This is a genomic window from Pseudomonas sp. BN102, from assembly GCF_029871245.1.
GTDB lineage: Bacteria > Pseudomonadota > Gammaproteobacteria > Pseudomonadales > Pseudomonadaceae > Metapseudomonas.
The window spans coordinates 12525-35141 of record NZ_SSON01000062.1 but is presented as its reverse complement, the minus strand read 5'-3'; the positions used below and the strand labels follow the sequence as shown (position 1 = coordinate 35141).

At 66.8% G+C, this 22617-nt stretch carries 22 protein-coding genes and 1 pseudogene; 9 read left to right on the top strand and 14 right to left on the bottom strand.

The genetic code is table 11. The annotated features are described in order from the left end of the window. Positions 1–134: 134 nt before the first annotated feature. The 5 genes from E8F12_RS12280 to E8F12_RS12260 all read right to left on the bottom strand — a co-directional run bounded on the left by E8F12_RS12280 (position 135) and on the right by E8F12_RS12260 (position 5544). Complete coding sequence (locus E8F12_RS12280) at positions 135–1085, bottom strand: lyase (protein WP_280325516.1); 951 nt, start codon at positions 1083–1085, stop codon at positions 135–137. 211 nt (positions 1086–1296) lie between these two features. Further along, positions 1297–2259 carry a FecR family protein gene (locus E8F12_RS12275; protein WP_280325514.1) on the bottom strand — a complete coding sequence of 321 codons (963 nt, stop codon included), beginning with the start codon at positions 2257–2259 and terminating at the stop codon, positions 1297–1299. Beyond that, entirely contained in the window at positions 2256–2774 is a 519-nt protein-coding gene (locus E8F12_RS12270) for an RNA polymerase sigma factor (RefSeq protein WP_280325513.1), read from the bottom strand. Before E8F12_RS12270 ends, E8F12_RS12275 begins: the two co-directional genes overlap by 4 nt. 134 nt (positions 2775–2908) lie before the next feature. Then, positions 2909–3613: a 3'-5' exonuclease gene (locus E8F12_RS12265; RefSeq protein WP_280325512.1), complete on the bottom strand. Its 705-nt coding sequence runs from the start codon at positions 3611–3613 to the stop codon at positions 2909–2911. Then, positions 3610–5544: a putative nucleotidyltransferase substrate binding domain-containing protein gene (locus E8F12_RS12260; protein ID WP_280325511.1), complete on the bottom strand. Its 1935-nt coding sequence runs from the start codon at positions 5542–5544 to the stop codon at positions 3610–3612. Before E8F12_RS12260 ends, E8F12_RS12265 begins: the two co-directional genes overlap by 4 nt. A 242-nt stretch (positions 5545–5786) precedes the next feature. Between E8F12_RS12260 and E8F12_RS12255 the strand changes: the two are divergent. Beyond that, a pseudogene (locus E8F12_RS12255) lies at positions 5787–6227 on the top strand (response regulator); the annotation flags it as partial. Positions 6228–6346: 119 nt separating this feature from the next. Here the strand turns inward: E8F12_RS12255 and E8F12_RS12250 are convergent. Both E8F12_RS12250 and E8F12_RS12245 read right to left on the bottom strand, forming a co-directional pair. Beyond that, positions 6347–6499 (bottom strand): hypothetical protein, encoded by a 153-nt coding sequence (locus E8F12_RS12250; protein ID WP_280325510.1) that lies wholly within the window; start codon positions 6497–6499, stop codon positions 6347–6349. Positions 6500–6560: 61 nt separating this feature from the next. Then, positions 6561–8069, bottom strand: coding sequence for a winged helix-turn-helix domain-containing tetratricopeptide repeat protein (locus tag E8F12_RS12245; RefSeq protein ID WP_280325509.1), 1509 nt, complete (start codon positions 8067–8069; stop codon positions 6561–6563). 126 nt (positions 8070–8195) lie between these two features. Here E8F12_RS12245 and E8F12_RS12240 point away from each other — a divergent pair, with 126 nt between their 5' ends. After that, positions 8196–9398 (top strand): MFS transporter, encoded by a 1203-nt coding sequence (locus tag E8F12_RS12240; protein ID WP_280325508.1) that lies wholly within the window; start codon positions 8196–8198, stop codon positions 9396–9398. Between the two features lie 131 nt (positions 9399–9529). On the opposite strand, the gene E8F12_RS12235 is transcribed toward E8F12_RS12240, so the two are convergent. After that, positions 9530–11707 (bottom strand): malate synthase G, encoded by a 2178-nt coding sequence (locus E8F12_RS12235; protein ID WP_280325507.1) that lies wholly within the window; start codon positions 11705–11707, stop codon positions 9530–9532. Between the two features lie 317 nt (positions 11708–12024). Here E8F12_RS12235 and E8F12_RS12230 point away from each other — a divergent pair, with 317 nt between their 5' ends. Further along, positions 12025–12471 (top strand): GNAT family N-acetyltransferase, encoded by a 447-nt coding sequence (locus tag E8F12_RS12230; RefSeq protein ID WP_280325506.1) that lies wholly within the window; start codon positions 12025–12027, stop codon positions 12469–12471. 35 nt (positions 12472–12506) lie between these two features. Beyond that, complete coding sequence (locus tag E8F12_RS12225) at positions 12507–13025, top strand: glycine cleavage system protein R (RefSeq protein WP_280325505.1); 519 nt, start codon at positions 12507–12509, stop codon at positions 13023–13025. Between the two features lie 92 nt (positions 13026–13117). Here the strand turns inward: E8F12_RS12225 and rarD are convergent, their stop codons facing one another. The 6 genes from rarD to E8F12_RS12195 all read right to left on the bottom strand — a co-directional run bounded on the left by rarD (position 13118) and on the right by E8F12_RS12195 (position 18148). Further along, positions 13118–14005 (bottom strand): EamA family transporter RarD, encoded by an 888-nt coding sequence (gene rarD / locus E8F12_RS12220; RefSeq protein ID WP_280325504.1) that lies wholly within the window; start codon positions 14003–14005, stop codon positions 13118–13120. Between the two features lie 249 nt (positions 14006–14254). Next, a complete protein-coding gene (locus tag E8F12_RS12215; protein WP_280325502.1) occupies positions 14255–15229 on the bottom strand; it encodes a serine/threonine protein kinase in 975 nt (324 codons plus the stop codon). A gap of 66 nt (positions 15230–15295) precedes the next feature. Then, positions 15296–16060 carry a TOBE domain-containing protein gene (locus E8F12_RS12210; RefSeq protein ID WP_280325501.1) on the bottom strand — a complete coding sequence of 255 codons (765 nt, stop codon included), beginning with the start codon at positions 16058–16060 and terminating at the stop codon, positions 15296–15298. A 65-nt stretch (positions 16061–16125) separates the two neighbouring features. Further along, on the bottom strand, positions 16126–16854 hold the full coding sequence (locus E8F12_RS12205) for a ComF family protein (RefSeq protein ID WP_280325500.1): 729 nt from the start codon (positions 16852–16854) through the stop codon (positions 16126–16128). A gap of 22 nt (positions 16855–16876) precedes the next feature. Then, positions 16877–17170 carry a hypothetical protein gene (locus tag E8F12_RS12200; RefSeq protein ID WP_280325499.1) on the bottom strand — a complete coding sequence of 98 codons (294 nt, stop codon included), beginning with the start codon at positions 17168–17170 and terminating at the stop codon, positions 16877–16879. A gap of 60 nt (positions 17171–17230) precedes the next feature. Then, positions 17231–18148, bottom strand: a complete 918-nt coding sequence (locus E8F12_RS12195; protein WP_280325498.1) for a LysR family transcriptional regulator — start codon at positions 18146–18148, stop codon at positions 17231–17233. 126 nt (positions 18149–18274) lie between these two features. On the opposite strand from E8F12_RS12195, the gene E8F12_RS12190 reads away from it, so the two are divergent. The 5 genes from E8F12_RS12190 to E8F12_RS12170 are packed head-to-tail and all read left to right on the top strand — an operon-like array spanning position 18275 to position 22579. Beyond that, positions 18275–19033, top strand: a complete 759-nt coding sequence (locus E8F12_RS12190) for a 5-oxoprolinase subunit PxpA (protein ID WP_280325497.1) — start codon at positions 18275–18277, stop codon at positions 19031–19033. Positions 19034–19081: 48 nt separating this feature from the next. Beyond that, a complete protein-coding gene (locus tag E8F12_RS12185; RefSeq protein WP_280325496.1) occupies positions 19082–19330 on the top strand; it encodes an acetyl-CoA carboxylase in 249 nt (82 codons plus the stop codon). Between the two features lie 10 nt (positions 19331–19340). Further along, the gene (locus E8F12_RS12180) at positions 19341–20729 is read left to right on the top strand and encodes an acetyl-CoA carboxylase biotin carboxylase subunit (RefSeq protein WP_280325495.1); all 1389 of its coding nucleotides are present in this window, start codon (positions 19341–19343) and stop codon (positions 20727–20729) included. A 1-nt stretch (position 20730) separates the two neighbouring features. Continuing rightward, positions 20731–21612 (top strand): allophanate hydrolase subunit 1, encoded by an 882-nt coding sequence (locus E8F12_RS12175; protein ID WP_280325494.1) that lies wholly within the window; start codon positions 20731–20733, stop codon positions 21610–21612. Then, positions 21602–22579 carry a biotin-dependent carboxyltransferase family protein gene (locus E8F12_RS12170; RefSeq protein WP_280325493.1) on the top strand — a complete coding sequence of 326 codons (978 nt, stop codon included), beginning with the start codon at positions 21602–21604 and terminating at the stop codon, positions 22577–22579. Before E8F12_RS12175 ends, E8F12_RS12170 begins: the two co-directional genes overlap by 11 nt. Positions 22580–22617: the final 38 nt, after the last annotated feature.

Here is a 22617-nt window from a genome sequence, read left to right as displayed (position 1 = left end):
TTGCGCAATCCCTTGTGGGGGCGATTTCAATCGCTAAGCAGGCCGAAGGTCTGCCAATCGATCCCAAGGGGGCAGCTCCGCTGCCCTCAGCGAATGAATTCGTCCCCCCAGGAAAAGCGGGCCGAGGAGACGGCTCAATACCGGATCATCACCAACCGGTCCTGCGCCGACTCGGCGCCCCAGATCTCGCCCGTACGGCCGGACAGCTGGGTCACCTGGGCATCCGGCCGATTGCTGGGGAAGCTGGCGAAGAGGCGGCTGAAGGGGTTGAAGCGCATGATGGCGTTGGTGCGGAAGTCGCTCAGCCAGACCCGTTCCTGTTCGTCGACATAGAGGGCATGGGCGTCGGCGTTGCCGCCAGGGATCTGCCAGCTGCTCCAGGTCTCGCCCAGCGGGTCGTAGCGCCTGAGGCGGTCGCTGCCGGCCTCGCTGACCCAGAGGGTGCCGCGCGAGTCGCTCCAGATCAGGCGCGGGCCGGCGTTGGCATCCGGCACATCCACTACCTTGGCGTGGCCAGTGGTGGGGTCGACGCGGGCGATGTGACGGGCGTTCTGGTTGGCGTACCAGACCTCGCCGCTGGGCGTCACCGTGATGCCATTGGGGCCGGGGCCACCTGGCGCTGGCCAGACTTCTACAGTGCCGTTGGCCGGCTTGAAACGGCCGAAGAAGCCGCGCTGGCCGGTGAACCAGAGGTCGCCGTTGCGATCCAGGGCGATGCCTTCGAGGTCGGTTCCGGCAGCTGTGCCTTTGAGGGCGTGGACCCGTACGGTGAGGTCTTCCGGATTGACCCGGACCAGTGCATCGAGGCCACGGTCGCTTACCCAGGCGCTGCCGTCCTGGTCCACCACCAGCGCGCGCGGCGAAGAGCCGACACCCAGGGGCACCAGCTGGGTCTGGCCGGTGATGGGGTCGAGCAGGCCGACGGCGCCCTGGCGCTGGGCCGTGAACCAGACGCGCCCGTCAGTGGCCGGCGCTACGTCCTGCGGCCCGGTGCCCACGGGGACGGGGTAGTAGGTGACATCCGCCGCTGAAGCGGTCCCGCAGAGCAGGACCGCGAGCAGGGCGAAGGCGAATGGGCGGATCATCACGGCGGCCTCCGTGTCTTGAGTGGTACGTCAATCGACGCCTGGAGCCGCCAGGGGTTCGCGTGAATGTGCCGAGTGGTGCACGGCGGAGCATCCCGTGGGGGATTCAGCGAAGCTGCTCGTTGGGTGCGCCGTGCGCACCGGCCATCTCGCGCGAAGGTTTTGGTGCGCATAGCGCACCCTCCGAGGTTTTGAGCTCGACCTCGGCTTCCTAATCCTTCGGCACGACCCGTACGAACCAGTCGCTGTAGCGCTCGATGCGTACCGGCAGGCTCGGTGGCAGCGCGGCGAGGGCGCGGTCGCTGTCGTGCAGGGGGAAGCTGCCGCTGATGTGCAGGTCGGCGATGGAGGAATCCACGCCCAAGTAGCCGGAGCGGTATTCGCCGATGCGCGCAACCAGGTCGGCCAGGCGCACGTCGTCGACCACCAGCATGCCGCGGCTCCAGGCATCCGCCACGAGGGGGGCCGCCAGGCTGGGCTCCAGGGCGTAGTCGTGCATCAGCACCTGCTGGCCTTCGCGAATGATGCGCTCGCCCTCGGCTCGCGCCGGACGCGCGGCGACCGCAGAGCGCAGCACGGTCAGGCGCGTGCCCCCGGCTTCGCGGCGCACCAGGAAGCGGGTGCCCAGCGGGCGCAGGTCGCCGTCCTCGGTGGCGACCACGAAGGGCCGCGGGTCGCCGTGGCCGGTCTCCACCAGGATTTCCCCGCTGCGCAGGACGAGCCGGCGCTGGTCGGCACTGAAGTCGATATCCAGGGCGCTGCGGCTGTTCAGGCGCACCCGGGTTCGGTCGGCCAATTGCAGTTCGCGCTGTTCGCCTCTGGCGGTCATTTCGTCGGCCAGCCAGTCGCCAAGCGGGCGCTGCTGGCTGAGCAGGCCGAGGCCCACGCCGGTGAGCAGGGCCATTCCGAGCAGTCCGCGGCCGGCCCGGTGCAGCCGCCTGCGCGCCTGGCTGTCAGCACGCAGCAGGGCACGGCGGGCGGGGCTCGGGGCAGCGGCGCCGAACTGGGCGTCGAGGCCGCTCAACTGGGCCCAGGCGCGGGCGTGTTCGGGGTGGGCGGCGTGCCAGCGGCTGAAGGCGCTGCGCTCCTGGTCGCCAGCCTCGCCCGAATCCAGGCAGAGCTGCCAGCCGATGGCTTCGTCCAGCACCTGTGCGGAAACCGGGCCGCCTTTCATGTCGGCGCTCCGTAGAGGGCGATGTAGCACTGGCGCAGTCCCTGGGTGAGGTACTGGCGCACGCGCGGCACGGAGACCCCGAGGCGCTCGGCGATCTTGGCGTGGGGCATGCCGTCGAGGCGGTTGTAGAGGAAGGCTGCGCGCGCCTTGCTGGAAAGCCTGCCGAGCAGACGGTCGATCTCGCGCAGGGCTTCCAGGGCCAGGGCCTGGTCTTCCGGGCTGGGCTGGACGTCTTCCGGCACCAGCGCGAGCTCGTCGAGGTAGGCCCGCTCCAGAGCGCTGCGGCGGAAGTGGTCGATCATCAGGCCGCGGGCGATGGTGGCGAGCAGGGCGCGGGGTTCGCGCAGGCGCAGTTGCTCGGGCTTGCCCAGCAGGCGCATGAAAGTGTCCTGGCCGAGGTCCTCGGCGCGTTGCGGGCAGCTCAGGCTCTTGCGCAGCCAGCCGAGCAACCAGGCGCGATGGTCGCGATAGAGCAGTTCCACCAGATGGTGGTTTGTGGAATCCCCAGCAGGCACCGCATCCCCCCGCACAGCAAAAGCGGAATCAAAGCGAGAATAATTCGCGAATGATGTCAGAGACTGGCCAATAGCCGCAATTGCAGGCTGTCGGATGCAGCCGTGAGCCTGAACGCGTACCTGGCGAGTCAGGTTCAGAGGGCGGGGGCGTGCTGGCGGCGTTGCCAGCGGGCCAGGGCGGATGCCAGTGCGGCAGGGCTTTCCAGTCCCTGGCGGCGGGCGCGACTGAACAGGATCAGGGCGATCTCGGCGGTGACCAGGGCGTCGGCGCTGGCGTTGTGGCGCTGCTGCACCTGCAGGCCGAAATGCTCGACCCACTCGTCCAGGCCGCCGTTGCGGATGCCGGCCTCGGGGCAGAGCATGGGCGCCAACTCGGCGACGTCGAGGAAGGAGTGGCGCAGGCGGTGGTCAAGGTCGTGCTTGAGGGCGCGGCCGAGCATGCGCTGGTCGAAGGTGGCGTGGAAGGCCAGCAGCGGGCTATCGCCGAGGAACTCCATGAAGCCCAGCAGGGCTTCCGCCGGCTCCACACCAGCGGCCAGTTCGCTCGGGGCGATGCCGTGGATCAGCACGCTGGCGCTGAGCTTGCCGGTGTCGCGCTGCAGGGTGCATTCGAACTGGCTGCCGAGGTCGATGGCGGCATCGAAGATGCTGACCGCGCCGATGGACAGCACCAGGTCGCGGCTCATGTTCAGGCCGCTGGTTTCCAGGTCGAGGACCACGAAGCGCTGCTCACGCAGGGGGCGCTCGTCTAGGGGCTGGGGATCGGGCAGGCGGTCGCGGCGGGCGGCGAGAGCCGGATCTATGGGCGTGCGGCGGGTGAACCAGGGGAAAGAATTCATAGTTGATAGCGTAGCGCCAGGCTGGATTGCAGGCGCTGGGCCTGGCGGAAGGACTCGCGCAGGATGCGCCGGTCCAGATGGTTGAGGGTATCCGGGTCGAGCCGGTTGGAGTAGGGCAGGCCCTGGCGCGCCTGGTGCTGATGCTGCTGCATGCGGGTCAGCTGGATGAAATGGTAGGCCTCTTCAAAGGCGGCGCCGTCCTGGGCGTCGACCACTTCCTGCGCCACCAACTGGCGCAGCCGCTCCAGGGTATTGCAGGCACTGATGCCGTGGGCCAGCGCGAGAAGCCGGGCACCGTCGACGAAGGGGGTCAGTCCCTGGATTTTCAGGTCGAGGGTGTCCTTCTCGGCACCCTTGCGGGCCACCACGAAGTCGCGGAAGCGGCCCACCGGCGGGCGCTGGCGCAGGGCGTTGTCGGCCAGCATGCGCTGGAACAGGCTGTTGTCCGCCACCAGGACCAGCAACTCCCGCTGCAGCGCCTCGCAGCCTTCGATGGGGCCCCATACGGCGCGCAGGTCGAAGTAGATGCTTGAACCCAGCAAACTCTCCGGGGTGGCCTCGCGGACAAAGCCGGCGAAACGGCGGCTCCACTCGCTGCGCGACAGGCAGAGCTGCGGGTTGCCAGCCATGATGCCGCCCTTGCACAGCTCGAAGCCGCACTGCGCCAGCGCCTGGTTGATGCGCTCGGCCAGCGGCAGCAGGCGCCCACGGGTGAGCGCAGCCTCGGCGGCGTCGGCCGCCTCGAAGAGGATGCCGTTGTCCTGGTCGGTGTGCAGGGTCTGCTCGCAGCGCCCTTCGCTGCCGAAGCAGAGCCAGGTGAAGGGAATGCCCGGGTCGCCCATTTCCTCGATGGTCAGTTCGATCACCCGGCAAACCGTGTGGTCGTTGAGCAGCGTGATGATGCGGGTGATCTGGGTCGAGCTGGCACCGTGGGCGAGCATGTTGTCCACCAGGCGCTGGATCTCGCCGCGCAGGGCGGCCAGGGTCTCGATTCGGCCGGCATGGCGGATGGTGCGCGCCAGGTGCACCAGGTCGACCCGCTGCAGGGAGAACAGGTCGCGCTCGGAAACCACTCCGGAAAGGCGCTCGCCGCTGACCACGCAGACGTGGGCGATGTGCCGCTCGGTCATGGCCAGGGCGGCGTCGAAGGCGCTGGCCTCGGGCGGCAGGTGGAACGGCGCCTGGGTCATGACGTCGGCGATGGGCCTGGCCAGGTCCGCGCTGGAGTCGGCGATCACCCGGCGCAGGTCACGCAGGGTGAAGATTCCCAGCGGTCGCTGGCCGGAGTCGACTATCACGATGCTGCCCACCTGCTGCTCGTGCATCAGCCGTACGGCGTCGCGCAGGGGCAGTTCCGGCAGGCAGGCGATAGGCTGGCGCACCGCCAGCTCGCTCAGGCGGGTATCCAGGGAGTACTGGGCGCCGAGGGTTTCCACCGCGCGCAGCTGTACCTGCTGGTTGACCTGGTCGAGCAGGCTGCTGACCCCCCGCAGGGCGAAGTCGCGGAAGGGGTTGGAAAGGGCAAACAGCTTGACGAAGGCGGCTTTGCCCAGCAGCAGGCAGAAGGTGTCCTCGCCGGCCAGGTGCTCGGTGCGGGTGGCGCGCTCGCCGAGCAGGGCTGCCAGGGGAAAGCACTCGCCGCTGGCTATCTCGAAGGTGGTTTCGGTACCGCGCCGGGCCGAGTGCGGCCGTTCGCCGACCACGCGGCCCTGCTTGACGATGTAGAAGTGCTCCACCGGCCCGTCCAGGGGCTTGATGATGGAGTCGCCGGCGGCATAGAAGCGCAGCAGGCAGTGCTCGACGAGGAAGGCCAGGTGGGCGCTTTCCATCTGGTTGAAGGGCGGGTACTTCTGCAGGAACTCCATGGTGCCGTGGATGTTCTGCATCACCGCCTGCTTGCCGGCCTGGGCAAAGGCGTCTGCCTTGTTCATGGACCTGCCTGCCTTGTTCTTGTTAGTGGAGCAATGCTGCTCGCGACCGGGCGCGACACAAATTGGACGTAAGTCTAACCACGAACGCCTCCGGATAAGGGCAAAAGGCTACCGTTCGGCGGCTAATGCGTTCTGCACGGGAACTTGTGTGCATTTTGCGCATCCGACCACCGAGCCCCGTGCTAAAGCTTAAAAGTGCGGGTAATGGGCCTGCTAGGGAAGGTCCAAACGAGGACGACCCCATGAGTTACGGTGACCTGCTGAGTGAGGCTGAGCTGCAAGCGCTTGAGGAAATCATGCGCGTACCCAGCGCGCCGCCCAGTGTACTGCTGGTGGACGACGACGAGGTCGGGCGCGATGCCCTGGCCGACGAACTGGTTGCCCAGGGCATTCCCTGCATCACTGCCGACAACGGCGAGCAGGCCCTGGCGCTGCTGGCTGCACGGCCGTCCATCGGCCTGATGATCACCGAACTGCACATGCAAAGCGGCAGCGGCCTGGAACTGGTGCGCCAGATTCGCCAGTCGGCGCGGCCGAGCCTGCCGGTCATCATCGTTTCCGGAAACGCCGACGTGCAGGACGCCATCGAGGCGATGCACATGAAGGTGGTGGACTTCCTCCTCAAACCCGTGGACATGAGCCGCCTGACCAACCTCGTAGGCAATGAGTTGGGCGCACCGCCCCAGCCCAAGGCGCCACCTCCGCCACCTCGGGTGCGCCCCAGGCCGGAGAAGCCGAAAGCCAAAGCGAAAGTTATCGCGCTGAAAAGCGCCTGAAAAAACCGCCAGGGACAGGCGGTTTTTTATGCCTGCGCTGTTTCATCACGACCTTGCGCGGCTGGCTGGAAGCTTCGCCCTTCGCCGAATCCTGCCCGATCTTCGCTACCACCCTGAGCATCGACGACGAACTTCTCCAGGTTCACCTGCGCTGCCGAAATGCGCTGCAGGACTGGCATGGGAGTTTCGAGCGGGCACTGCTCGCCGATCGCTGCACGCGGCTCGATGCACGCCGGCGCGTCACTCCGGAAGACCGGCCTTGCGGTAGCCATCAACGAAATGCTCAAGCGTCGCAGCGTCGCGGAATGGCTCCGTCGCGGCCCAGTGGCGGGTCGTGAAATGCGGGTTGCCGACGAGGAACAGTTCGACCTCTGCGCGCGCCTCGTCGAGCCGGCCCAGTTGGGCAAGGCTTGCCGCCAGGAAACGGCGCGAGCTTGTACGATAGGTTTCGTCCCTGCGCAGTGTCTCGACAGCGGCTTCGTATTCGCCGGCCGCATACTGCGCCTGGCCGAGCGTCAGGTAGTACCAACTTGCCGGGAACGGGTTCAGCCGGAACGCCTTGCGAATGTGCTCAAGGCCCTCCTCGACACGCCCGGCCAGGACCGCGATGTCGGATAATGCCGCCCAGGTGTCGGCTTCGTTGGGGTCGAGCTCGATCGCCTTGGCGAATTCCGCATCCGCCTCGGCGAAGCGGCGTTCATAGGCAAGGAGATACGCCAGGATCCAGCGGCTGCCAGCATCGTTGGGATCGATCGCTACGGCTTTGCGCGCCAGTTCCAAAGCAACGCTGCGGGTAGGTTCCGTTGGTCCGCCGCAATGCACCCATCCCATCCAGTGGTTCATGGCGAGCCAGCGATAGGCCTCGGCGTACTCCGGATCGAGCGAAAGCGCGCGTGTGAGCATCAGATGCGCTTCCTGCGCCGTCTGCGGCGAATCATCCATCAGCTTGCGGGCCCGCACGCAGAGATCGTAAGCCTCGAGATTCCTGGGCCGATTGCGTGGCGCCGGTGTGCGCAATCGGCCGAGCAGCGCCTCCACGATCTTGCCGGTGACCTCGTCCTGAACGGCAAAGATGTCTTCCAGGCTGCGATCGAAGCGTTCTGCCCATAGATGATCGCAACTCACTGCATCGACCAGCTGTGCGTTGATGCGCATGCGCCCGGCGGCGCGTCTTGCACTACCCTCCAGCAAGTAACGCACGCCAAGGTCCTGTGCGATCCCGCGCAATTCCATCGCCTTTCCCTTGTAGGCAAAGGCCGAGGTGCGTGCGATGACGAACAGGCCGGGGATCCTGGACAGGTCGGTTATCAGGTCTTCGGTCAGCCCATCCGCGAAGGATTCCTGCTCGGGATCGTTGCTGACATTGACGAAAGGCAGCACGGCTATCGATGGCTTGCTGGGCAGCGGCAAAGGGTTTCGTTTCGCGTTACCGAGCTGTTCGATGGCCCCAGTGAAGCGGTAGCCGACGCGCGGAACCGTGGCGATCCATTGACCACCGTCGGCGGCCGGCCCCAGCAGCTTGCGCAGCAACGCGATCTGGACGGTGAGGTTGCCTTCCTCGACCGCCGTGCCCGGCCACGCCGCGTCCATCAACTCGGCCTTGCCCAGGATTTCGCCGGGCCGTCCGACGAGCGCCGCAAGCAGCTTCAGCGCGCGGTAGCCAACGGCAACGGGGACATCGTTCCGAAGGAGCGTTCCCGCAGCCGGATCAAGCACGAACGGACCAAAGGCAAAGCGTGGCCCCTGCATACGGCCCCCGTTTGGAGTTTTTGAGAACTTTTTGGGAGAGCTTAAGTACGACGCTGTTCGTATCCCGCAGAATCATCCCCTCTCGGGTCGAGAACCTCGGGGCCCGCAAACCCCATGGAGGTTGTCATGAACGATACTCCCCCCTTGGGACCGTCGGAAGTGTCGCGTCGGCACTACACGACATCCCTGCGAGAGCGCCGGCTCCCCTGGGCCGCGATGGCGGGCATCATCGCGACCGTCACGGTATTCGCCGTGGCTCAGGGGCTGACCTATCCGCTGCTGAGCTTCATCCTCGAGCGGCAGGGAACGACGCCCGGCCTGATCGGCTTGTCGGCGGCGATGACGCCGCTGGGTTTCATCGTCTCCGCGCCCTTCATTCCGGCGCTGGTGCGGCGCGTGGGCGGGGCGCGGCTGGCGATCCTGTGTTCGATCCTGGCCGCGCTCACCCTGGTCGCGATTGCCTGGACACAGGACGTCCGGGCCTGGATGCCGCTGCGCTTCTTGCTCGGCTTCTTCGCCAATCCGCTTTACGTGATCAGCGAGACGTGGCTGCTCTCGATCACGCCCGCGCCGCGCCGGGGCCGCATCATGGGCCTCTATTCCTCGATCGTTTCGGGTGGCTTCGCCCTCGGCCCGCTGTCGCTCGGCCTGGTCGGCACCCAGGGCTGGCCGCCCTTCATGATCGGCATCCTAGCCTTCCTTCTCTGCGGCCTGATCGTGCTTGCGGTCGCGCCGCGCCTGCCAAAGATGCCCCATGAAGGCGAGGCGACGTCGGTGGGCGGCTTCTTCGCACTGGCGCCGCTGCTGTTGTTCGCGGTTTTCGCCGCAGCCGCCTTCGAGCAGATCCTGCTTTCGTTGTTCGCGGTCTATGGCGCGGCGCTCGGCAGCGCCGAGGAACGCATCGCTTCGATCATCACCTGTTTCATCGCGGGCAATGCCGTGCTGCAGATCCTGCTCGGGCGCGTGGCCGAACGGTTCGGCTCGGCGCGGACCCTGTTGTGCTGTGTCCTGGCTTCGCTGGCCGGCTGCCTGCTGATGCCATGGAGCTTCGGCACATGGCTCATCTGGCCGCTGGTTTTCGCCTGGGGCGGGGCCTCGTTCGGGATCTACACCCTGTCGCTGATCCAGCTCGGCGAGCGCTTCACCGGTCAAGCCCTGATCGCCGGTAACGCGGCCTTCGCGCTCGTATGGGGCATCGGCGGCATCCTCGGCTCGCCCGCGACGGGCTTCGCGATGCAAGTGTTCGGACATCAGGGGCTGCCATCGTCCCTTGGCCTATTGTGCTGTGTACTGGCGGTGTTTCTGATGGCGGAGAGACGGAGGGCTTGATCGAGGCACTTGCCTCGCGCCGCGTCGAGGTACGCCAAGGCGGTAGGAGCAGCGATACCCAACCTGCAAATCAGGCTGGCGGCCCTGCAAAGAAAAACCGCCCCGAAGGGCGGCTTTTTCATGAGCTGGCCTTAGAGGCCGTTCTTCGCCTTGAACTCGCGGCGGCGACGGTGCAGGACCGGCTCGGTGTAGCCATTGGGCTGCTTGGTGCCTTCCACCACCAGTTCCAGCGCGGCCTGGAAGGCCACGTTGTCGGCGAAGTTCGGCGCCATCGGGCGGTACAGCGCGTCGCTGGCGTTCTGGCGGTCGACCACGGCGGCCATGCGCTCCAGGCTCTCGACGATCTGCGCCTGGCTGACGACGCCATGGCGCAGCCAGTTGGCCAGCAGCTGGCTGGAGATACGCAGGGTGGCGCGGTCTTCCATCAGGCCGACATCGTTGATGTCCGGCACCTTGGAGCAGCCGACGCCCTGGTCGATCCAGCGCACCACGTAGCCGAGGATGCCCTGGGCGTTGTTGTCCAGTTCGTTCTGGATCTCTTCCGCGCTCCAGTTGGTGTTCGGCGCCAGCGGGATGGTCAGGATGTCGTCCACCGAAGCCGGGGCGCGCTTGGCCAGTTCGGCCTGACGAGCGAACACGTCGACCTTGTGGTAGTGCAGCGCGTGCAGGGTGGCGGCGGTCGGCGACGGTACCCAGGCGGTGTTGGCGCCGGCCAGCGGGTGGCCGACCTTCTGCTCGAGCATCGCGGCCATCAGGTCCGGCATGGCCCACATGCCCTTGCCGATCTGCGCCTTGCCTTGCAGGCCGGTGGCCAGGCCGACGTCGACGTTGTTGTTCTCGTAGGAACCGATCCACTTCTCGGTCTTCATGGCGCCCTTGCGCACCATGGCGCCGGCTTCCATGGAGGTGTGGATCTCGTCACCGGTGCGGTCGAGGAAGCCGGTGTTGATGAACACCACGCGTTCGGCGGCGGCCTTGATGCAGGCCTTGAGGTTGATGGTGGTGCGGCGCTCCTCGTCCATGATGCCGACCTTCAGGGTGTTGCGCGGCAGGCCCAGCACATCTTCCACGCGGCCGAAGATTTCGGTGGCGAAGGCCACTTCTTCCGGGCCATGCATCTTCGGCTTGACGATGTACATCGAACCGGTGCGGGTGTTCTTGCGGCTGGTGTTGCCCTTGAGGTTGTGCAGCGCGATCAGGCCGGTGAACAGGCCGTCCTGGATGCCTTCCGGTACTTCGTTGCCAGCGGCATCGAGGATGGCCGGGTTGGTCATCAGGTGGCCGACGTTGCGCACGAACAGCAGGGAGCGGCCGTGCAGGGTCAGCTCGGAACTGTCGGCCTTGGTGTAGACGCGGTCGGGGTTCATGGTACGGGTGAAGGTCTGGCCGCCCTTGCTGACGGCTTCAGCGAGGTCGCCTTTCATCAGGCCCAGCCAGTTGCGGTAGACCACGACCTTGTCGTCGGCATCGACCGCGGCGACAGAGTCTTCGCAGTCCATGATGGTGGTCAGCGCGGACTCCATCAGCACGTCTTTCACGCCGGCGGCGTCGGTCTGGCCGATGGAGCTGGTCGGGTCGATCTGGATTTCGAAGTGCAGGCCGTTGTTCTTCAGCAGCACGGCGGCAGGCTTGGCGGCCTCGCCCTGGAAGGCGACGAACTGGGCGGCTTGTTTCAGGCCGACCTCGCTGCCGTTCTTCAGGGTCACGGCGAGCTGGCCGTTCTTCACCGCGTAGGCGCTGGCGTCGACGTGGGAAGCACTTTCCAGCGGCGCGGCTTCGTCGAGGAAGGCACGGGCGAAGGCGATCACCTTGTCACCGCGAACCTTGTTGTAGCCCTTGCCCTTCTCGGCGCCACCTTCTTCGCTGATAGCATCGGTGCCGTAGAGGGCGTCGTAGAGCGAACCCCAGCGGGCGTTGGCGGCGTTCAGGGCGAAGCGCGCGTTCATCACCGGCACCACCAGCTGCGGGCCGGCCATGCGGGCGATTTCTTCGTCGACATTCTGGGTGGTGGCCTGGAAATCGGCCGGTTCCGGCAGCAGGTAGCCGATCTCCTGGAGGAACGCCTTGTAGGCCACGGCGTCATGGGCCTGGCCGGCGCGTGCCTGGTGCCAGGCGTCGATCTTGGCCTGCAATTCATCGCGTTTGGCGAGGAGGGCTTTGTTCTTCGGAGCCAGGTCATTGATGACGGCTTCCACACCGGCCCAGAACGTGTCGGCGGCAATGCCGGTTCCGGGGATGGCTTCGTTGTTCACGAAGTCGAACAGGACTCTGGCGACCTGAAGGCCACCGACTTGAACGCGCTCAGTCATTGCTTGCCTCACTCTGCTCAATATCCGTTCGGACCGGGGGTTTCCCTTCTTGTAGTCCGAAGCGCGGCATACTACATGAAGCCGTCGCGAAAATCAGCGGGGTCGCGTCGTTATGCGACTAAAAGCTGGTTTACGGTCACAACGGCGGGCAGAATGTTCTCAAAAAACTGGCACATTGTTCCAGCTAAATCTGAAAAATGTACACGATTTATTTTTCAGATGGACTGCGACAGGCCGTCGCACATCGTTTGATGGCCTTTTCGCGCAGCTTGCAGGGCATTTCCTATACTCCGTCGAGCCTCGCCCGGAGCCACACCATGCCCGTTCGCCCTGCCACCCGCAGTGACCTCGATCACCTCGCCAGTCTGTTTGCCGGCTACCTGGACTTCTACGAGGTGCCCAGACCGCTTTCGGAGATTCGCGCCTTTCTCGAAGAGCGCATGCAGTGTGGCGACTCGACCCTGTTGATCGCCCGTGATGGTGCGGGGAGCGCCCTGGGCTTCGTGCAGCTGTATCCCTTTCATTCATCGCTGGCGATGGCGCCGGCCTGGTTGTTGAGCGATCTTTATGTAGTGCCCGCAGCCCGGCGTCAGGGGGTGGGCGAAGACCTGATGAACGCCGCTCGCGCCCACGCTGAAAATACCGGCGCCTGCGGCATCCAGCTGGAAACCGCGAAGACCAACGTCGCCGGCCAGGCGCTCTATGAGCGGCTCGGCTATGTGCGGGACGAAGTCTTCTTCACCTACTGGCTGAGCCTGGCCTGAGGCCAGGCGCCGGTTGCCACTATGAGGAGTCGAGCGTGGATCATCTGGTATTAACGGTCATAGCGCCTGATCAGCCCGGGCTGGTCGAGCGCATCGCCCAGTGCATCGCCGCCCATGGCGGCAACTGGTTGGAAAGCCGCATGTCACGCATGGCCGGGCAGTTCGCCGGAATCTTGCGCGTAGCGGTGCCGGCCGAGGGCTACGACGAGCTGGTGGAGGGCCTGCAGGGCCTGAGCTCCCATGGTATCCGCGTGATGCTGGCACAGAGCGGCATCGAGCCGGCCTGTACCTGGAAGCCGATCCTGCTGGACCTGGTGGGTAACGACAGGCCGGGGATCGTCCGCGACATCACCCGGCTGCTGACGGAACTGGGGGTCAACCTGGAAAGCCTGGTCACCGAGGTGATGCCGGCTCCGATGAGCAGCGAGCCGCTGTTCCACGCCGAGGCGGTGCTGGCGGTGCCGCTGACCCTGCCACTGGACGTGCTGCAGGCCAAGCTGGAGACCCTGGCCGATGACCTGATGGTGGAGCTGAACCTGCATCAGGAGAAGTGACGGACCCCATCGGTGGAAACCCGCCGCGGGAATGTCCACCCTGCGGCAGGCCCGGTTGGTGGATCGCGCTCCCTCGATCCACCAACGGGGGCTCAGTAATTGCGTCGCAGGGTGAGCCAGGCGTCGACGCTGTAGATGGCCAGGCCTGCCCAGATGAATGAGAAGGCGACCAGCTTGCTCGGGTCGAAGTGCTCGCCGAACAGGAAGATGGCCTGCAGCATCACCAGGGTCGGCGCCAGGTACTGGAGGAAGCCCAGGGTGGTATAGGGCAGGTGGCGCGCGGCGGCGTTGAAACACACCAGCGGCACCAGAGTGATGGGGCCGGCGGCGACCAGCCAGAGGGCTTCCGGCGTGCTCCAGAACGCGGCCTGGGTGGAGGCGGCGTTCGGGCTGAGCAGCAACCAGCCGATGGCCAGGGGCAGCAGCAGCCAGGTTTCCACCACCAGGCCGGGTAGGGCCGCTACCGGCGCCTGCTTGCGGATCAGCCCGTAGAAACCGAAGGTCAGTGCCAGAGTCAGGGACACCCAGGGCAGCGCGCCCACCTGCCAGATCTGCTGGGCCACGCCGACGGCCGCCAGCAGCACGGCGATCCACTGCAGGCGGCGTAGGCGCTCGCCAAGGATCAGCATCCCCAGCAGCACGTTGACCAGCGGGTTGATGTAGTAGCCGAGGCTCGCCTCCAGCATGCGCCCGTTGTTCACCGCCCAGACGTAGACCAGCCAGTTGCCGGCGATCAGCATGCCGCTGGCGGCGAGCACACCGAAGCGCTTGGGGTTGTCGCGCAATTCGCGCAGCCAGCCGGGGTGTTTCCAGACCAGCAGCAGGAGCGCGCCGAAGAGGGCGGACCAGAGGGCGCGATGGACGATGATCTCCAGCGCCGGAACGCTCTGGATGGCTTTGAAATAGAGCGGAAAGAGTCCCCAGATGATGTAGGCGGTGAGCCCCAGGATGTACCCGCGGCGCGGGTCGGCGGTGGCCATGGAATGTCCTTGCTTAGGCAGCTAACGAGTCGTGCGACATTCTAGATGGCGGGATCGGGGCTTGTCTGTGTGCTCAGGTTTTTTCCGCAAGACTGTGCAAGCGAAACGCGTAAGGCTGGCTTTACGCCCGGCTTCGCGAGGAGCTCCAGTAGGTTGGGCTGAGTTCGACGAAGCCCAACAATTCGTGGCACGGCGCGTTGGGCTTCGCTTAGCTCAGCCCAACCTACCTGTAGGGGACAAGCCGTTGGCTCAGAACAGCTTCAACGGCGCTTCGTCCAACGCCGACAGCTGTTCGCGCAGGGTCAGGATCTGGTCGCCCCAATAGCGTTCGCTGCCGAACCAGGAGAAGTGCATGGGGAAGGCCGGATCGTCCCAGCGGCGGGCGATCCAGGCGCTGTGGTGCATCAGGCGCAGGCTGCGCAGACCTTCGATCAACGGCAGTTCGCGCGGGTCGAAGTCGTGGAATTCCTGGTAGCCATCCATCAGCTCGGCAAGCTGACCGAGGCGCTCGTGGCGCTCGCCGGCCAGCATCATCCACAGGTCCTGCACCGCCGGGCCCATGCGGCAGTCGTCCAGGTCCACCATATGGAAGACCTCGTCGCGGCACAGCAGATTGCCGGGGTGGCAATCGCCGTGCAGGCGGATCGGCTGGTAACGCACGTCGGCGAACAACTTGTCCAGGCGCTTGAGCAGGTCGCGGGCCACCGACTCGTAGGCCGGCAGCAGGCTACGAGGGATGAAGCCGCCCTCCAGTAGGGTCGCCAGGGACTGGTGGCCGAAGTTGTCCACCGCCAGGGTTTCGCGATGCTCGAAGGGGCGTGTGGCGCCTACCGCATGCAGACGCCCGAGCAACTGGCCGAGGCGGTAGAGCTGGTCCAGGTTGCCCGGCTCCGGTGCGCGGCCGCCGCGGCGGGGGAAAAGGGCGAAGCGAAAGCCGGCGTGCTCGAACAGGCTTTCGCCGTCTCGCACCAGGGGCGCCACCACCGGCACCTCGCATTCGGCCAGTTCGGCGCTGAAGCCGTGCTCTTCGCGTATGGCCGCGTCGCTCCAGCGCTGGGGCCGGTAGAACTTGGCGATCAGCGGTTCGGCGTCCTCGATGCCCACCTGGTAGACGCGGTTCTCGTAGCTGTTGAGGGCGAGTATCCGCGCATCGCTGAGGTAGCCGATACCTTCCACGGCATCCAGTACCAGGTCGGGGGTGAGGTCATCGAAGGGGTGAGACATGGGCAGCTCCGGCAGTAAGGCGCCCAGTCTATCGCCATTGGCCGCGCAGCGCGTGCTCGGCAGGGCTCAGAGCGCGGTACCCAGCAAGACCTGGCCGGCGGCGAACAGTGCGCGTACCGGGTCGCCGGCCTTCAGGCCGAGCTGCGCCTGGCGTTCGGGCTCGACCAGGGCGCAGAGCGTCTGGCCGCTGGCCAGGGCGATGCGCACTTCGCTGGGGCCGTCGGCGGCAGCGAAGATTTCCTCGATTCGGCCTTGCAGTTGGTTGAGCGTGTCGTCCGCCGGTTCCGAGAGCGACTGCAGGCGTAGCCAGCCGGCCTTGATCAGGGCCACCACGCCGCGGCCCGGGGCCAGTTCGAGTTTCTCGGTGCTGTCGTGGGTGATCTGCGCCAGCAGGCGTGCGCCGCCGGCCAGCTCGATGCTCACCAGGTCGTTGCGGCCCTTGGCTTCGATGCCGAGCACCCGGCCACTCAATTGGTTGCGGGCGCTGGTGCGTAGCATCAGGCGGCCGAGCAGCTCCAGGTCCTGCTCGCTCTCGGCGCTTTGCAGCAGGCGCGCCTGCAGGCTTTCCAGGCGCTTGTAGAGCGCCAGCAGGCGCTCGCCCTCGGCGGTCAGCCGCGCGCCACCACCGCCCTTGCCACCCACCGAACGCTCCACCAGCGGCCGCTCGGCGAGGTTGTTCAGCTCGTCGATGGCGTCCCAGGCGGCCTTGTAGCTGAGGCCAGCGGCCTTGGCCGCACGGGTGATGGAGCCTTGCACGGCGATCTGTTCCAGCAGCGCCAGGCGCTGCGGGCGGCGAGTGAGTTGTTGGGTGAGGGCGCTGGACAGGCTCATGGGCTGGCGGTCCGTCTGGGTGTCTGGCGCGCAGGCTGCGCCCGCTGGTTCGGCACGTCAAGCCTTCAGCAGTCGCCGGGCTTGGGCGTGCGCGCCAGGCAGTAGACGTCGACCCGCGCGGCGCCGGCGCGCTTCAGCAAGCGGGCGAGGAAGTGCGCGGTGGTGCCGGTCGTCAGTACATCGTCCACCAGCGCCAGGTGCAGGCCGCGCAACTCGGCCCGTTCATCCAGGGCGAAGGCGTGGCGCAGGTTGCGGCGCCGTGCACCGGCGTCCAGGCCCTGCTGGGAGGGGCCGTCCTCGACCCGGCGCAGCCAGTCCGCCTGCAGCGGGATCCGCAGCTCATCGCCCAGCCAGCGGGCCAGCATCAACGCTTGGTTGAAGCCGCGCTGACGCAGCCTCGGCGCTGCCAGGGGCACCGGCAGCAGTGCATGGGGGCGCGGCATGCCTTCGTTGAAGGCGTGGTCGAGGTGGCGGGCAAGCAATTCTCCCAGCAGGCGGCCCAGGGGCCAGCGGGCCTGGTGCTTGAAGCGAGTGATCAGGCCGTCCATGGGAAAGGCGTAACGCCAGGGCACCTCGACCCGATCGAAGGACGGCGGCCGCTTCAGGCAGTCGCCGCAGGGCAGGCCGACGGTGGGCAGGGGGATGGCGCAGATGACGCAGCGACCGCCGAGCCACGGCAGCTCGGTTTCGCAGCCAGCGCAGATGGGCAGGTCGCTGCCGGGGGCCTGGCAGAGCAGGCAAGCGGGGGTGTGGCGAAGCCAGACCGGCCGCAGCCGGGCGAGCAGTGGATGCATGGTCCCCTCCGTGGGACGCGGTTCAGGCGATCAGCCAGCTCATCACCACCAGGCCGAGAAACGTCAGGATCAGGCCACTGATGATGGCGCGGCGGATGAAGGCACGGATGCCGGCGTAGAGCAGCAGCAGTGCGATGATCAGCAGGATCAGGCTGAAGAAGGACACGTCCATGCCGATGGCCCGTGCCAGGCCGTTAAGGAAGTCATCGATGGCCTGGCCGATGCCGCCCAGCACACCGGACAGCAGGTCGACTATAAAGCGGATGGCGGTGCCGATGATCCGGCCGAGCCACTCGAAAAATCCTTCTGTGCGCATCGCGGGATGGTGCTCCTTTAGCGTCGAACTGATGATTTGAACTCGCCCGTCGTGGCGGGTTCAGCGCCGCGAACTGCTCAGTTGCGGGGCCAGGAAAGAGTGCCGGAAATATTCGCGGAAGGCTTTCATCGGTTCGCTGAATTCCAGGTCGCGGCGCCAGGCCAGACCCACGCTCATCGGCGGGACGGGGTCGGTCAGCGACAGAGTTTCGATGCGCCGGCCCTCAAGCGACCAGGGCCGGTACACCAGGTCGGAGAGAATGGCCACGCCCGTGCCGTTGGCCACCATGCTGCGCACGGCCTCCACCGAACTGGTGCGCAGGATCACCTTGGGCTGCAGGCGGCTGGCTTCCCAGTAGCGCAGCGCGGTCTGGTCGGCCTCGTCCACCGTCAGCAGGATAAAGGGTTCGCGGGCGACATCCTCCAGGCCGACCGAGGGCCGCTCGCTGAGCGGGTGGCGATTGGGCAGCCAGAGTCGCCGTTCCGAGCTGAACAGGGTCTCGGCGGCGATGTCCGGATGCTGCAGGTTGGCGGTCAGCACCACGGCCATGTCCAGCGTGCCGTCCAGCAGGCTGCGCTCGATGGTTTCGCGCTCCTGCTCGTACAGGTTCAGCTGGATGCCCGGATACCACTGCGCCAGGCGTTGCAGGTGGTAGGGCAGGAAGTAGCCCATCACCGTGTAGCTGGCTGCCACGCTCAGGCTGCCCTCGATGCTGGTGTCCGGCAGCGGGCTCTTCAGCGCGTCCTCGACACTGCGCAGGATCGAGTAGGCGTGGTTGAGGAAGTGCCGGCCACTGTCGGTCAGGGTCATGCCCTGGGGCGAGCGGATGAACAGGCTGACGCCGAGCAGACTCTCCAGTTCCTGGATGGCGCTGGTGACCGCCGATTGGGAAATGCTCAGGTGGATGGCCGCCTGGGAGATCTGCCCGACCTCGGCGGTGGCGACGAAATAACGGACCTGGCGCAGGGTGAATGCCATGGTAGAGACCTGTCTGGGGGGTATCGATTTTTCAGAACTCAGTCTATCGAATAATAAATCTTCCCAATACCTGGGGTGCCTTTTAACGTCGGCCCATCGACACCCGATAACAAGAGGCAACACGCGATGACCGAGGTCGACCTCAATTCCGACATGGGCGAAGGATTTGGCCCATGGACCATTGGCGATGGCGTCGACGAAGCGATCATGCCGCTGATCAGCACCGCCAACATCGCCACCGGCTTCCACGCCGGCGATCCCAACACCATGCTGCGCACCGTCGAACTGGCCCAGCGCCACGGCGTGGCCATCGGCGCCCATCCGGGCTTCCGCGACCTGGTCGGCTTCGGCCGCCGGCACATCAACGCGCCGGCCCAGGAGCTGGTCAACGACATGCTCTACCAGCTCGGCGCACTGCGCGAGTTCGCCCGCTTGCAAGGTATGCCCTTGCAGCACATCAAGCCCCACGGCGCGCTCTACATGCACCTGGCGCGTGACGAAGACGCGGCGCGCCTGTTCGTCGAAACCCTGCGCCGCCTCGACCCGGAGCTGCTGCTGTTCTGCATGGACGGCTCGGCCACCTGCCGCATCGCCCGCGAACTGGGCCAGCCGGTGGTGCGCGAGTTCTATGCCGACCGCGACTACGACGCCTCCGGTTCCATCGTGTTCATCCGCCGGGTCACCGCGCTGGACCCGGAGCAGGTGGCCGACAAGGTCCTGCGTGCCTGCCAGGAAGGCGTGGTGCGCACGGTGGATGGCCAGGACATCCCGATCGCCTTCGAATCGGTGTGCATCCACAGCGACACCCCCGGGGCCCTGGCCCTGGTCCAGCGCACCCGCGCCCGCCTCGACGCGGCGGGCATTGCCGTCCGGGCGCCGCGCTGATCCCCCTTTCCCACGCCTGCCAAGACAAGTACTACAAGAGGAAAAGACATGGCTGAATTTCAGGTGTTTTCACCGCTCCCCGGCACCTTCTATCGCAAGCCGAGCCCCGAGGCCGACAACTATGCCAACGAGGGTGACACCGTGGCCGCCAATGCCGTGATCGGGCTGGTGGAGGTGATGAAGCAGTTCTCCGAACTGACTGCCGACCAGGGTGGCCGCGTGCTGGCGTTCCACGCCGAGGACGGCGACCCGGTCGAGCCGGGGCAATTGCTGGCCGTCATCGAAACCGACGCGTGAGGGAAGGGCGATGAGCAACTTCATCCACAAACTGCTGGTGGCCAACCGCGGCGAGATCGCCGTGCGCATCATCCGCGCGGCCCAGGCCCTGGGCATTCCCACCGTGGCGGCGTGCAGCGAGGCGGATGCCGAATCGCTGCCGGCGCGCCTGGCCGACGAGGTGCGGATCATCGGTCCGGCCCGCGCCGACAAGAGCTACCTGAACGCAGAGGCCCTATTGCAGGCGGCGCGGGACAGCGGCGCCAACGCCATCCACCCGGGCTATGGCTTCCTCTCCGAGAACGCGGCGTTCGCCCAGGCAGTGGTCGAGGCAGGGCTGATCTTCGTCGGCCCGGATGCCCACACCATCCGCCGCATGGGCGACAAGGCCGAAGCGCGGCGTACTGCCCAGGCTGCGGGCGTGCCTGTGGTGCCGGGCTCCCCGGGCGAGCTGGACGACCTCGCCGCCGCCCTGGCCTGCGCCGAGACGGTGGGCTACCCGCTGCTGATCAAGGCCTCCGCCGGTGGCGGCGGGCGCGGTATCCGCATTGCCCACGACGCCGCTGAACTGTCCCGCGAGTTTCCCTTGGCCCAGCGCGAGGCCCAGGCCGCCTTCGGTTCAGGCGCCGTGTACCTGGAACGCTTCATCCGCCAGGCGCGGCATATCGAGGTGCAGATTCTCGGCGACGGCCAGCACGCGGTGCATCTGTTCGAGCGCGAGTGCTCGCTGCAGCGCCGCCGGCAGAAGGTCTTCGAGGAGGCGCCATCGCCGGCCCTCAGCGCGGAGCAGCGCCAGGCCCTGTGCGACAGCGCTGTGCGCCTGGCCCGCGACATCGGTTACTGCGGAGCCGGCACCCTGGAATACCTGTTCGACTCCCACAGCGGCGAGTTCTTCTTCATCGAGATGAACACCCGCATTCAGGTCGAGCACCCGATCAGCGAGATGATCACCGGCATCGACCTGGTGCAGTGGATGCTGCGCATCGCCGGCGGCGAGCCGCTGGCGTTGCGCCAGGAGGACATCCGCATCCAGGGCGCGGCGCTGGAGATGCGCATCAATGCCGAAGACCCGGCGCGCAATTTCTTCCCCAGCCCCGGCCTGGTCGAAGCGCTGGCCTGGCCGCAGGGCGAAGGCATCCGCGTGGAGAGCCACTTGTTCGAGGGCTATCGCGTGCCGGCCTACTACGACTCGCTGCTGGCCAAGCTGGTGGTGCATGGCGGCGACCGCGCCGAGGCCTTCGCCCGTGCCGAAGCGGCGCTGGACGCCACCCGCCTCACCGGCATGGCGACCACCCTGCCGCTGCACCGCCTGCTGCTCGCCGACCCGGCGGTACGCGATGGCCAGTTCGACACCGGCACCCTGGAACCCTGGCTCGCCGAACGGGCCGCTCTGCTGGCGCCCGCCGCCCCGGAGGCTTGAGATGAACGCAGCACCTGTGCGCTACAGCTTCGGCGGCGACGAGCACCTGTTCGCCGAAGTGTCCGAATCTATGTCGCTGGAAGCCTTCTTCCGCGGCATGGCGATCACCCGCGCCGTCGAGCAGCAGGCGCTGCCCGGCGTGCTCGACATCTGCCTGGCCAACGCCTCCTTCCAGATCCGCTTCAACCCCGACCAGATCGCCCCTGAGGTGCTGCTGGAAAAGGTCCGCGAACTGGAAGCCCAGGCCACGGCCGAGCGCAGCATCCAGACACGGATCATCGAGATCCCGGTGCTCTACAACGATCCCTGGACCCATGAAACGCTGATGCGCTTCCGTGATCGCCACCAGGACCCGTCCTCCACCGACCTGGAGTACGCGGCCAAGGTCAACGGCTTCGCCGATGTGCAGGCGTTCATCGAGGCCCACAGCGGCTCGCCCTGGTTCGTCTCCATGGTCGGCTTCGTCGCCGGGCTGCCCTTCATGTACCAGATGGTCGAGCGCGAGCAGCAACTGCAGGTGCCCAAGTACCTGCGCCCGCGCACCGATACGCCGAAACTGACCCTCGGCCACGGCGGCTGCTTCGGCTGCATCTACTCGGTGCGTGGCGCCGGCGGCTACCAGATGTTCGGCGTCACCCCCGCGCCCATCTACGACCCGCAACAGAGCCTGGGCTACCTGAAGGACTCCATGGTGTTCTTCCGCTCGGGCGACATCGTCCAGTTCAAGCCCATCGACCGCGCCGCCTATGACCAGGCCGTGGCCGAGGTCGAGGCGGGAACCTTCCAGTTGCGCATCCGCCCGGTCAGTTTCGACCTGGATGCCTTCATCCAGGATCCGCAAGGCTGCAAGCAGCGCCTGCAGGAGGTGCTCCATGTCGATTAAGGTGCTCAAACCCGGCCTCGCCACCTCGGTGCAGGACGCCGGCCGCGAAGGCCATTACCACCAGGGCATCCCGCCGTCGGGTGCGCTCGACCAGTACGCCCTGCGCGCGGCCAACCTGCTGGTGGGCAACCCGGCGACCGCCGCGCTGCTCGAATGCACACTGCTCGGCCCGCAGCTGGAGTTCCAGCGCGACGCCCTGGTGGCCGTTTGCGGTGCGCACATGACGCCACGCCTGGATGGCGCCGAGATGCCGCTGGACGCCGCCTTCCGCGTCCGTGCCGGCCAGGTGCTGGGCTTCGACTACATCAAGGCCGGGGCCCGTGGTTACGTCGCCATCGACGGCGGCATCGACGTGCCGGAAGTGCTCGGCAGTCGTTCCACCTATGGCCTGGGCGCCATCGGCGGATTCCATGGACGACGCCTGGCCGCCGGCGACGAACTGCCGCTGGGCCAGCCCTCCGCGCAGGATCGCGAAGGCCTGGCCCTGCCGCGCTCGCTGCAGATCGAGCTGGGCGGGGAGGTGACCCTGCGCGTGGTGCCGGGGCTCTACCACCATCGCCTCACTGCCCGCGCGGCGGAGCAGTTCTTCGCCGATACCTGGACCGTGGGCTCGGAAGCCGACCGCACCGGCTACCGCTTCAAGGGCGGCACGCCGCTGGAGTTCGAGCCGCGCGAGCAGCCCTTCGGCGCCGGCTCCGATCCGTCGAACATCGTCGACGCCTGCTACCCCATCGGCTCGATCCAGGTGCCTGGCGGGCTGGAGCCCATCGTCCTGCACCGGGACGCGGTGTCCGGCGGCGGCTACGCGATGATCGGCACGGTGATCAGCCCTGACCTCAACCTGATCGCGCAGATGCAGCCGAACCAGCGCGCACGTTTCGTCGCCATCACCCTGGAGGAGGGCCTGGCCGCCCGCCGCCAGTACAACCAGCAGCTCGAGCGCCTCAACCGCTTCTTTCTTGCCTGAGTAACAACAGTCGCGTCGGTACGACCGGTGGCTCCCTG